The organism is Dactylosporangium thailandense, from assembly GCF_059739745.1.
Map to the genome: position 1 here is coordinate 8,606,663 of NZ_AP029195.1, position 11,480 is coordinate 8,618,142.

Below are 11,480 nucleotides of genomic sequence, written 5' to 3' on the forward strand. Positions count from 1 at the left end.
GGCGGTGCGCGGCCGATTCAAACCTAAGCCTACCCGACGCATCCAAATCTGACGATCAAGGTTCGACGCGGAGGTAGGAGCCGAACACAAGTGGTGACCGTGGCTAGTCGGTCCGCAGCTCGCGCGAGTCGGCGTTCACCACGAACTCCGAGAGCTTCGCGCGCAGGCGGGCCTTCAGCTCCGCCGGTGCCAGCTCCGAGCCGCAGCAGCGTGCCACTAGGGCCTTGACCTCCTGCTCGATGCCGAACTCGCGCAGGCACGGCGAGCACTCGTCCAAGTGGTCGCGGATCACCGTGCGGCGTTCGTCGGCGCACTCGAGGTCGAGGTAGAGGTATACCTCCGCGAGCACGTCACTGCAGTCGGTCTCGTGCGGGTCTCCACAGCTCATCGATCTCAGACCTCGCTCGGCTCAGCGGACGGAGTGCGGGTGAACCCACGGTCGGCAGCATAGGTCTCGAGCTGCCGGCGCAGGTTGCGCCGTCCGCGGTGCAACCGGGACATCACGGTGCCGATCGGCGTGTTCATGATGTCGGCGATCTCCTTGTAGGAGAAGCCCTCGACGTCGGCGAGGTAGACCGCCAGGCGGAACTCCTCGGGCAGCGACTGCAGGGCTTCCTTCACGTCGGAGTCGGGCAGCCGGTCCAGGGCCTCGGTCTCGGCGGAGCGCAGCCCGCTGGACGTGTGCGACTCCGCTTCGGCGAGCTGCCAGTCGGTGATCTCCTCGGTGGGCGCCTGGACGGGCTGACGCTGCCGGCGCCGGTACGAGTTGATGTACGTATTCGTGAGGATCCGATACAGCCACGCCTTGAGGTTGGTGCCCGTCTCGAACTGGTGGAACGCCGCGTAGGCCTTCAGGAAGGTCTCCTGCACGAGGTCCTCGGCGTCCGACGGGTTGCGCGTCATGCGCAGGGCCGCGGCGTACAGCTGGTCGATGAAGGGCAGCGCGTCGTGCTCGAACCGGACCCGCTGCTGCTCCGCGCTCTCGCTGCTCACCACTCGTGCGACCCCCACCCTTGACCGTCCGGTCGAGGATACGCCGAGTTCCTGTGCGAGTTCTGTGTTTGTGGCGCCCGTCAAACGCTCACGGGCGATCGGCTGCCACGACGGATCCGGCTCCGCGTCGGTCGTCCCGGGCCACGCCGGACTGAACAGCAACTCGCGGATCCGCAGGTCGTCACGCTCGAGTGTTGCCACGCTCTGGTTCCCTCCGCTGACGGCGCCGTCGGCAGCGCCGCTCGGGTGGTGTAACACCGCAACGCGGCCCGCCATTCCGCCTCACCGCTCCAGCGGCCGGACCACTTTGGGACCGGGCCGGCCGCTGGGAGCAGGGAGGGCCTGGGAGTTGTGGCAGCGTGACCGGTGTAAGCCGGCCACATCCCGATCAACGAGGGAGTCCGGCCCCGGTGACGAAGGCCACGGCGGCCTCGGCGACGGCCGCGGGGCGCTTCGACAGCGCGTGGGTCTCGCCGGGCAGGACCTCCACGCGTACCCCGGGCGACTCCCCCGGCACCCCGAAGGCGTCGCGGTCGCCGTTGAGCACGAGCGTCGGCACCCCGGTGAGCAGCTCGTCGGCGCGGGACTTGTCCGGCTTGCCCGGCGGGTGCAGCGGAAACGCCAGGGCCAGGATGCGGGCCGCCCCGGCCTCGCGCGCGGTGCGGCAGGCGACCCGGGCGCCGCTGGAGCGCCCGCCCACGACGAGCGCGCCGAACTCGAGGTTCCGGCGCAGCCGGGCGACGACGGCCAGCCAGGCGGCGTCGAGCTGGGCGGCGGGCGCGGGCGCACGCCGGCCGGCGACCCGGTACGGCTGGGTCACCAGCGCCACGGCGACCCCGAGGCCGAGCACGGCGTCGTGCACGGCCACCAGGTCGGGCGCGTCGACGTCGCCGCCGGCGCCGTGGCCGAGCATGAGCAGCGTCCCGCCGTAATTCTCGGGCACGTCGAGCTTGTACCGCGCCGGGCCGAACGGGGTCGCGACCGAACGCCCGCCGCCCGGCCGGGGCCGAGCGGCGGACGAGGACGGCTTTACTGCGGAGCGCCCGCCCCGACCGGATCCGGCTGTTCCCGGGTCCGGGCCCGCTGCAACGGCAGGATCGGCAGGCACGCCATCGCGCCGAGCCGTGGGTCGCTCTGGCCGGGAACGCCCGGCCCCTGCCCCTCGCTGCGCCATGCGACGAGCATCGCACGCCGCTCGCGCGGTGTTGTGGCTCCCCAGACACCGTGGCAGTCGCCGACGTCGAGGGCCCACGCGAGGCAGGCTCCCTGGACGTCGCACGTGCGGCACAGGGCCACCGCGGCGTCGGCCGGCTCCGTCGGAGCCGGGAAGAACGTTTCTGGGTCGACCGCCTGGCATGCGCCGCGGATACGCCAGGCTCCGTCGCCCTGCTGCTCCTTGACGGCCCTGAGCAGTCGCGGGTCTCGCTTCGCGGCTGCGACTTCGTGAGGGCGTGGCATCCTCGCCCGGGTCATACACCCACCTCCCCCGTGGGTCAAACGAACGCAAGGCGGGAAAACGTCGGGATGCCCCCATCCGACATAGACCCACCGGCGCTGTGTTGTATCGCAGAAACGGCTGCAAATTCAAGAGTTCATCGGCCGATCCGCAAAAACGGTCGGATTTTTTTCTGGACTTACAGCCTAAAAAAGGGTCAGATCGATCGGCTCGACATCGCTCGATCGGAGTGGGGGTGCCGCAACTTTCGCGACCAGGTCAGGACCGTCGTTGCGTACGTCGCCCACGCGGGCGCCTACGGGGCGTAGCTCCAGCCGTGCGACGTGCGACGATGGCGTCGGCAACAGGAGGCTTGCATCCGGTTGTGCGGTAAGCCAGTCGGCCCATCGGGCTTCCGGCAGCAGTAACGGCATGCGGTCGTGGATGAGCGCCAGGTCATCGACGGCCGGTGTGGTGATGATGCTGCACGTGAGGAGTCGATCGTCGCCTTTGCCCCACACTGACCACAGCCCCGCGAATACGCACGGCTCGGCGTCGCCGAGGGTCATGAAGTAGGGCTGCTTGGATTTTCCGTCGTCACTGCGGACCCACTCGTACCATCCGTCCGCGGGCACCAGGCACCGCCGCCGCGCGAACGACTGCGCGAAGGCGCCGGAGGACTCGACGGTCTCGACCCGCGCGTTGATCATCCGGGCGCCGGCCTTCGGGTCCTTGGCCCAGGCCGGCAGCAGCCCCCAGCGGGCCGTGGCCAGCACCCGGCCGCCCGCCGACTGCGACACCCGCACGACCGGCACCGGGTCGGTGGGGGCCACGTTGTAGTCCGGCTCGAGGCCGTCGGTCTCGTCGGCCGCCTCGAACAGGGCGCTGAGGTCGGCGTTGCTGCGCGAGGTCGCGTACCTGCCACACATGGGGCCAACGGTATCCGCGCAGTATGAGAAAAATCCTGCCCGGCAACTCAGCAGTCGCTACCTATCGAAGTTGCTTGCACACTGAGCGCGTGGAAACCGACTTACCGTGGCCCGCTCCCACCGCCGCCGGTCCGCTGGACGCCGCGCTGCGGTTGCCGGGGTCGAAGTCCATGACCGCGAGGGCGCTGGTCCTCGGGGCCGTCTCGCACGGCGCCAGCACCCTGCGGACCCCGCTGCGGGCCCGGGACACCGAGCTGATGGCGGCCGGGTTGCGCGCGATGGGCTGCCACGTGTCGACCGCCGACGACAACCTCTGGCTGCTGCGCTCGCGGCCGCTGGAGGGCCCGGCCCGGGTCGACGTCGGGCTGGCCGGCACGGTGCTGCGCTTCCTGCCCCCGGTCGCGGGCCTGGCCACCGGCTCGGTGTCCTTCGACGGCCAGCCCGCCGCCCGGCGCCGCCCGATGGCCCCGCTGCTCGGCGCGCTGCGGACGCTGGGCGCGCGGATCGACACCGGCAACGGGCTGCCGTTCACCGTGCACGGCTCGGGGCGGATCGCGGGCGGCCCGGTGACCATCGACGCCTCGGCGTCCAGCCAGCTCGTCTCCGGGCTGCTGCTGTCGGCGGCCGGATACGACCGGGGTGTGGTCGTACGCCATGTCGGCGCCCCGGTCCCCAAGCCGCACGTGGCCCTCACCGTGCACATGCTGCGCGCGGCCGGCGCCGGCGTCGACGACACCCGCCCCGACGTGTGGGCGGTCGAGCCCGGGCGGCTCAAGGGACGGGCCTGGGACATCGAGCCGGACCTCGCCAGCGCCGCCCCGTTCCTGGCCGCGGCCCTCGTCACCGGCGGGACGGTCACGGTGCGGGGCTGGCCGGCCGCGACCAGCCAGCCGACCCGGCGGCTGCTGGACGTGCTGCGGCAGATGGGCGGCGAGGCGGCCCTGACGCCGGGCGGGCTGATGGTGCGCGGCTCCGGGACGGTCCACGGCGTCAGCGCCGACCTCACCGGGCTGGCCGACGTGTCGGCGGTGCTGGCCGCCGTCGCCGCGCTCGCCGACTCCCCGTCGCACCTGCGCGGCCAGGAGCCGCCCGACCGGCTGGCCCAGGTGGCCGCGGCGCTGACCGGCCTGGGCGCGGACGTGACCGCGGAACCGGACGGGCTGCGCATCCGGCCGCGCCCGCTGCGGGGCGGCACGCTGCGCACGAACGGCGACCGGCGGCTCGCGCACGCGGGCGCGGTGCTCGGGCTGGCGGTGCCCGGGCTGCGTCTGGACGACGTGGCATGCACCGCGAAGACGCTGCCGGACTTTCCCCGGCTATGGTCAACGATGGTGGCCGGGCGATGAGGGTCGGGTTCAGCGGGAGGGTCGGCTGAGGCGGAAGCGCGAGTACGACGAGGATGACGTGCGGGTGCGCCCGAGCCGGTCCTCGCGACCGCGCACGCGCCAGCGCCCGAAGCACAGCGACGCCGTCGAGGGGCTCGTGGTCGCGGTGGACCGCGGGCGGTACACCTGCCACATCGGCGACACCGGCGCCACCGTCACCGCCATGCGCGCCCGCGAGCTGGGCCGGCACGGGGTGGTCGTCGGCGACCACGTGCAGATCGTCGGGGACGTGAGCGGGCGCCCCGACACGCTGGCGCGCATCGTGCGCATCGACGAGCGCACCTCCGTGCTCATGCGCACCGCGGACGACGAGGAGGGCGGCACCGAGGGCCGCTTCGAGCGGGTCGTGGTGGCCAACGCCGAGCAGCTGGTGATCGTGAACTCGCTGCAGGACCCGCCGCCGCGGACCGGGTTCATCGACCGGTGCCTGGTCGCGGCCTACGACGCCGAGATCGACCCGCTGCTGTGCCTGACCAAGGGCGATCTCGCGTCCCCGGACGCGGTGCTGGACTACTACGCCGAGCTCGACCTGCCGTACGTCCTGTGCCGCCCCGACCGCCCCCTGGACGACCTCGTGGCCGAGCTGACCGGCCGGGTGTCGGTGCTGATCGGGCACTCCGGCGTCGGCAAGTCCACGCTCGTGAACCGGCTGGTGCCGGGCACCGACCGCGCGGTGGGCTCGGTGAGCGCGGTCGGCAAGGGCCGGCACACCTCGACCAGCGCCGTGGCCCTGCAGCTCCCGGACGACCTCGGCTGGATCGTGGACACGCCGGGCGTGCGCTCGTTCGGCCTCGCGCACGTCTCGGCCGACAGCCTGCTGCACGGCTTCCCCGACCTCGTGGAGGCCTCCACGCGCTGCTCGCCCAACTGCGACCACACCGGCGCGGGCGGCGACTGCGGCCTGGACAAGCTCGTGGCCGAGGGCGGGGCCGACCCGCGCCGGCTCGCCTCGTTCCGCCGGCTGCTGGCCTCGAAGGAGGGCACGCCCTCAGACGACGACGGGGCCGCCTGAGCGCCAGTAGACGTTGTTGTCCCGGGACAGCAGCCCGCCGTCCACGAGGTACCGCCGCAGCGCCGCGTGGTCGTCGTGCCAGGCGCGCAGGATCGCGTCGACCTCGCGCTCGGGGTAGCGCACGCCGGGCTCGAAGGACGAGGCGATGTGCTCGAGCACGACCATGCGCTTGCCGTGCGCGGCCGGGATCTGCGTCAGCCGGCCGTCGCTGATGAACGTGCGCAGGACGAGGTCGCGCTGCCGGTCCGGGTCCAGCTGCGGCTGCGGTCCGGCGCTCACCGCGGCGGCGCGCACGGCCTCCTTGAACGTGTCCGCCGACGCGGCGAGCTCGCCGCCCTCCACGCCGAGCAGGCCGCCCTGCTGCAGCCGCCGGATGGCGGGCTCGATGACGCGGGCGGGCAGGCCGGTGGCGGACTCGACGGCGCTGGGCGTGCGTGCGCCCAGGACCACGGCCGCGAAGACCTGGAGACGCTCGGACTCGGCAAGCAGGCCGCACAGGGCTGTGGGAGTCACAAACGGCGACAGTACTGCCAGAAGGTGGCGATCGTCGGCTAAGTTTCCGCGCATGGCTCGCTACGCGGACGATCTGGCCCTCGCTCATCTTCTCGCCGACACCGCGGACGCGATCGCCGTGCCGCGCTTCCGCGCCCAGGATCTGCACGTGTCCGAGAAGCCGGACCTGACGCCGGTGACGGATGCGGACACCGCGGTGGAGAAGGCGCTGCGGGCCACCCTCGGCCGGGCGCGCCCGCGCGACGGGGTGCTCGGCGAGGAGTACGGCGCGACCGAGGCCGCCGCGGGCCCGGGCAGCCGCCAGTGGGTCATCGACCCGATCGACGGCACGAAGAACTTCGTGCGCGGGGTGCCGATCTGGGCGACGCTCATCGCGCTCATGGAGGGCGACCAGCCGGTCGTCGGCCTGGTGTCGGCGCCCGCGCTCGGGCGCCGCTGGTGGGGGGCGCTCGGCCACGGGGCGTACGCGGGTCGCCACACCGCCGCCGCGACGCCGATCCGGGTGTCGTCGGTGTCGCGGCTGGCCGACGCCTCGTTCTGCTACTCGTCGCTCGGCGGCTGGGAGGAGGCCGGGCGGCTGGGCGCCATCCTCGACATCAGCCGGCGCACGTGGCGGCAGCGGGCCTACGGGGACTTCTACGGGTACATGCTGCTGGCCGAGGGTGCCGTCGACATCATGGTGGAGCCCGAGCTGTCGCTGTGGGACCTGGCGGCCCTGGTGCCGATCGTGACCGAGGCCGGGGGCACCTTCACCGACCTGCAGGGTACGCCGGGCCCGGGCGGCGGCAGCGCGGTCGCGACAAACGGCCGGTTGCACGAGGACGTGCTCACCCGTTTGAGCAACACCCGACTGTCCGGTTTGTCCGGGTAAACCCAAAGGTCCGTATGCCCGGCACCCGCACGGGGTCTATCCTGCCCGGGTGGCATCTTGGAGTTGGCTGTTCCTCGGCGCGATGATCGCCGCCTACGGCGTCGCCAACCTGCTGCAGTCCGTGGCCGCCGCGCGCACCGACCTGCATCAGGGCTTTCAGCCGATGCTCCTGCTGCGCCTCGGCCGCCACAAGTCCTACCTGGCCGGCATCGCCTGCCAGTGCGCCGGCTTCGCGCTGGCCTTCTTCGCCCGCCGTGACCTGCCCCTCTTCCTCGTGCAGTCGGCCATGGCCGCGGGCCTGGGCGTGACCACGCTGCTGGGCGTGCTGATCCTCAAGTGGAAGCTGCCGCGCACCGAGGTCGCGCTGCTGCTGGCGCTGACCGCGGGCATCGCCGCGCTCGTGCTCGCGGCCAAGCCGGCCCCGTCCCGCCAGCTCGGCACCGGGGGCGTGATCGGCCTGGCCGTGGTCCTGGTGGCGCTGGCGGTGCTGGGCTTCTTCGCCAGCCGGCTGCACGGCGCGCCCGGCTCGGTGGTGCTCGGCTCCCTCTCGGGCGTGGCGTTCGGCGCCGCCGCGGTGGCGTCCCGCCCGCTGGCCTCGGCCGACTCGCTCGGGCAGTTCGTGACCGACCCGCTGTCGTACCTGCTCATCGCCCACTCCCTCGTCGGCCAGCTGCTCCTGGGCCTGGCTATGCAGCGGGGCTCGACGACGGCCGCCGTGGCCGCGATGGACGCCGCCGGCGCCGTGCCGGCCGCGCTCGTTGGCCTGTTCCTCCTCGGCGACGGCGTGTGGCCGCACCGCGAGTGGCTGGTGGCGGTGGGCTTCGTGGTGACCCTGGCCGGCGTGATCGGCCTGAGCTTCTACGCGGAGCCGCAGCACCACCACCGCACGGTCGCGGAGGAGTCGGAGCCGCCGGGCCTGGCGTTCAGCGCATCCCGCGGCCCCGCCCGCCGATAACTCGGGACAACGACATGTCGGGCGCTTCGCTAGCCCGACATGTCGGATTTATACCCCGTCGGGCGTCAAGAGCGTAGAAATGTATTGCTCGGGCCCGCGTCACCTGCGGACCGCCGCTCCCGCCAGACATCCCGGCCTCCGTGGTGGCAAGATCAAACACGGAGCGTGGCCGGTTGAGCACGCGATGTCCACCGTTCGGGGGACCCGTCCGGCAACTCGCCCGACCCAGCCCGCACCCGGGTTCTCGTTCAGACTCCCGCCGCCTGACCGATTCAGGGATTGCACGAAGCCCTAGTCGTGAGCAGGAAGGAGGCGGAACACGTGCTGAAGAACAAGCTCAGCGCCTGGTTCGCGGTCTGGATGGCCCTGCTCACCGAGGCGTTCTACCAGTGGCCTGACATGCACATGCTCTGGTGGGGCGCGATCGGCCTGTCCAGCGTGGCCGGCGTCGTCGTGGGCGTCGTGGTGCACCGGCCGAGCCGCCGCTGGCCGTGGTTCCTCCTGGCCGCGGCGCTGGCCTGCTTCGGCTTCGGCGACTTCCTCTACAACCTGCTCACCGACGTGTTCGGCCTCGAGAACCCGTTCCCGTCGTTCTCCGACGTGCTGTACCTGGCGATGTACCCCATCCTCGCCGGCGGCCTGCTCGGCTTCATCCGCTCCCGCACCGGGCGCAACAACCGTGACAGCCTGATCGACGCCGCCACGTTCACCATCGGCCTGGCCCTGCTGTCCTGGATCTTCCTGATCGACCCGTACGTGCGCAGCACCGAGCTCACGCTGCTGCAGAAGCTGGTGTCGATCGGCTACCCGCTCGGCGACGTGCTGACCCTGGCCGTCTTCGCCCGCCTGCTCACCGGTGGCGTGCGCCGCACCGGCTCGATCAACCTGCTCGGCCTCGGCACCGCGGGCCTGCTCGCGGCCGACGTCGTCTACGGCCTCATCCAGCTCAACGGCTCCTGGCACGTCGGCGGCCCCACCGACCTCGGCTGGGTCGTGTGCTACTCGGCGTGGGCCGCGGCCGCGCTGCACCCGTCGATGCAGGAGATGACCGAGCCGACCCGCTCGGCCACCGCCGACCTCGGCGGGCGCCGCATCGCGCTGCTCGGCGCCGCCTCGCTGATCGCCCCCGGCGTGCTGCTGGTCGAGGCGAGCCTGGGCACCGTGCGCGACGCCGCCGTCATCGCGGCCGCCTCCGGCGTCATGTTCGCCCTGGTACTGCTGCGCCTGGCCGGCGTCATGGGCAACCACCGGCAGTCGCTGGCCCGCGAGCGGGAGCTGCGCGAGGCGACGACCACGCTCGTCTCCGCGGCCGACGCCCGCGAGGCGCTCTCCGCCGTGCAGACCACGCTCGAGCGGCTGCTGCCGGCCGACACCCCGCACGTGGTGACCCTCGTGCGCGTCGGCGCCGAGGAGGAGCTGCCCGCGCCCGGCCTGGTGCGCGTCTCCGGGCTCGCCCCGGACGTGCGGTCCCGGCTGCGCGAGTTCAGCTCGACGCTGCGCCACCCGCTCGGCGTGACCAGCGACGTGCTGTACCTCGCCGCCCCGACCGAGGTCCTGCAGCTGCTCCAGCCGACCTTCGAGGTGCTCGCCGCGCAGGCCGCCATGGCGCTGGAGCGCATCACGCTGACCGCCGAGGTCAACCGGCGCAACAGCGAGGCGTACTTCCGCACCCTGATCCACAACACGTCCGACGTCATCCTGATCGTCGACGACAACGACGTGATCCAGTACGCCAGCCCCGCGGCCGGCACGGTCTTCGGCGACGAGCGCATCGCCGGCTACGAGCTGTGGGAGTTCATCGCCCGCGACGAGCGCGCCCGCCTCGCCGAGCTGCTCGGCCAGGTCCGCTCCGGCGCGCACGGCCACGACGTCATGGACGTGCGGGCCGAGCGCGTGGACGGCTCCGACCTGCTGGTCGAGGTCGACTGCCGGGACCTGCGCGAGGACACCACCGTCGGCGGCCTGGTGCTGACCGTGCGGGACGTGACCGAGCGCCGGCGCCTCGAGGAGCAGCTCATCCGCCAGGCGTTCCACGACTCGCTCACGGGCCTGGCCAACCGGGTGCTCTTCGGCGACCGGGTCGAGCAGGCCGTGTTCCGCGGCCAGCGCGACGGGAGCCTGGTCGGCGTCCTCTTCATCGACCTCGACGACTTCAAGATCGTCAACGACACGCTCGGCCACGCCGTCGGCGACGAGCTGCTGCAGGCCGTGGGCAAGCGCATCACCGCCGAGCTGCGCCCGACCGACACCGTCGCCCGCCTCGGCGGCGACGAGTTCGCCGCGCTCATCGAGGCCGACTCCATCGCCGACCTCGAGCTGGCCGCCGAGCGCATCAACCTCGCGCTCGCCGAGCCCTTCGCCGTGGCCGGCGAGTCGGTCAACGGCATCAGCAGCATCGGCCTGTCCACCACGATCGACGCGAACTCGGCCGAGGAGCTCATGCGCCAGGCCGACCTCGCGCTCTACGTGGCCAAAGGGGCCGGCAAGGGACAGTGGCGGCGGTACCAGTCCGACCTGCACACCGCCGTGCTGGAGCGCCTGGAGCTGCGCGCCGCGCTCGACCAGGCCGTCAAGGAGAGCCAGTTCGTGCTGCAGTACCAGCCGATCGTCGACCTGGAGACCGGCGTGCCGCTGGGCTTCGAGGCGCTCGTGCGCTGGAACCACCCGACCCGGGGCATGATCGCGCCCGGCCACTTCATCGAGGTGGCCGAGGAGAGCGGGCTCATCGTGCCGATGGGGCGGATGGTGCTGCAGCAGGCGCTGAACACCGCCGGCCGCTGGCAGCGCTCGACGGCGCCCGGCGCGCTGCGGTACATCAGCGTGAACGTCTCCGCGCGCCAGTTCCGCACTCCCGGCTTCGTCGAGGAGGTGCGCCAGATGCTGCGCACCTCGGGCGTGGAGCCCGGCACGCTGCTGCTGGAGATCACCGAGAGCCTGCTGCTGCGCAACGACGACACCGTGCGCGCCGACCTCGACGCGCTGCGGGCGATGGGCATCCGGCTCGCCATCGACGACTTCGGCACCGGCTACTCGTCGCTGTCGTACCTGCAGCACATGCCGATCGACGTCCTGAAGATCGACAAGTCGTTCATCGACGACATGCTCAGCTCGGCCCAGCAGCGGGCGGTCGTCACGGCGATCGTCCAGCTGGCCCAGACCTTCAACCTCTCGGTCGTGGCCGAGGGCGTCGAGGAGGCCGGCCAGCGCGAGGCCCTGCAGCAGATCGGCTGCCCCTACGGCCAGGGCTACCTGTTCGCCCGGCCGCTGTCCGAACCCGACGCGTTCGCACTCATCCCGAAGACCGCGCCATTCGCCGCGATGGCGTGACTCGTCCGGAGACCCCGGCGAGCTGCACAGGAACACTCCTCAACCACGGAAGGTAGACCC

11 protein-coding genes are annotated in these 11,480 nt (G+C 72.4%); 5 read left to right on the plus strand and 6 right to left on the minus strand.

The features are described from left to right. Positions 1 to 103: 103 nt before the first annotated feature. The 5 genes from rsrA to AC6JBM_RS38320 all read right to left on the minus strand — a co-directional run bounded on the left by rsrA (position 104) and on the right by AC6JBM_RS38320 (position 3,357). On the minus strand, positions 104 to 388 hold the full coding sequence (rsrA, locus tag AC6JBM_RS38300) for a mycothiol system anti-sigma-R factor (protein WP_350611631.1): 285 nt from the start codon (positions 386 to 388) through the stop codon (positions 104 to 106). A 5-nt stretch (positions 389 to 393) separates the two neighbouring features. Further along, entirely contained in the window at positions 394 to 1,269 is an 876-nt protein-coding gene (locus AC6JBM_RS38305; RefSeq protein ID WP_497978764.1) for a sigma-70 family RNA polymerase sigma factor, read from the minus strand. A gap of 112 nt (positions 1,270 to 1,381) precedes the next feature. Beyond that, a complete protein-coding gene (locus AC6JBM_RS38310; protein ID WP_497978765.1) occupies positions 1,382 to 1,936 on the minus strand; it encodes an alpha/beta hydrolase family protein in 555 nt (184 codons plus the stop codon). 86 nt (positions 1,937 to 2,022) lie between these two features. Then, entirely contained in the window at positions 2,023 to 2,466 is a 444-nt protein-coding gene (locus tag AC6JBM_RS38315) for a WhiB family transcriptional regulator (RefSeq protein WP_350611633.1), read from the minus strand. A gap of 168 nt (positions 2,467 to 2,634) precedes the next feature. After that, a complete protein-coding gene (locus AC6JBM_RS38320) occupies positions 2,635 to 3,357 on the minus strand; it encodes an SOS response-associated peptidase (RefSeq protein ID WP_497978766.1) in 723 nt (240 codons plus the stop codon). Positions 3,358 to 3,446: 89 nt separating this feature from the next. Here AC6JBM_RS38320 and aroA point away from each other — a divergent pair, with 89 nt between their 5' ends. Next, positions 3,447 to 4,703 (plus strand): 3-phosphoshikimate 1-carboxyvinyltransferase, encoded by a 1,257-nt coding sequence (gene aroA, locus AC6JBM_RS38325; protein ID WP_497978767.1) that lies wholly within the window; start codon positions 3,447 to 3,449, stop codon positions 4,701 to 4,703. Between the two features lie 64 nt (positions 4,704 to 4,767). Next, positions 4,768 to 5,754 (plus strand): ribosome small subunit-dependent GTPase A, encoded by a 987-nt coding sequence (gene rsgA / locus AC6JBM_RS38330; protein WP_433089850.1) that lies wholly within the window; start codon positions 4,768 to 4,770, stop codon positions 5,752 to 5,754. Here the strand turns inward: rsgA and AC6JBM_RS38335 are convergent. Beyond that, positions 5,731 to 6,267 carry a DUF2087 domain-containing protein gene (locus AC6JBM_RS38335; protein ID WP_497978768.1) on the minus strand — a complete coding sequence of 179 codons (537 nt, stop codon included), beginning with the start codon at positions 6,265 to 6,267 and terminating at the stop codon, positions 5,731 to 5,733. The two genes, rsgA and AC6JBM_RS38335, sit on opposite strands and share 24 nt — an antisense overlap. A gap of 52 nt (positions 6,268 to 6,319) precedes the next feature. On the opposite strand from AC6JBM_RS38335, the gene hisN reads away from it, so the two are divergent. From hisN to AC6JBM_RS38350, 3 genes are all read left to right on the plus strand, one after another. Then, positions 6,320 to 7,138 carry a histidinol-phosphatase gene (hisN, locus tag AC6JBM_RS38340; RefSeq protein WP_350611637.1) on the plus strand — a complete coding sequence of 273 codons (819 nt, stop codon included), beginning with the start codon at positions 6,320 to 6,322 and terminating at the stop codon, positions 7,136 to 7,138. An 82-nt stretch (positions 7,139 to 7,220) separates the two neighbouring features. Next, positions 7,221 to 8,093, plus strand: a complete 873-nt coding sequence (locus AC6JBM_RS38345) for a hypothetical protein (protein WP_497986616.1) — start codon at positions 7,221 to 7,223, stop codon at positions 8,091 to 8,093. A 297-nt stretch (positions 8,094 to 8,390) separates the two neighbouring features. After that, a complete protein-coding gene (locus AC6JBM_RS38350) occupies positions 8,391 to 11,420 on the plus strand; it encodes a putative bifunctional diguanylate cyclase/phosphodiesterase (RefSeq protein WP_497978769.1) in 3,030 nt (1,009 codons plus the stop codon). Positions 11,421 to 11,480: the final 60 nt, after the last annotated feature.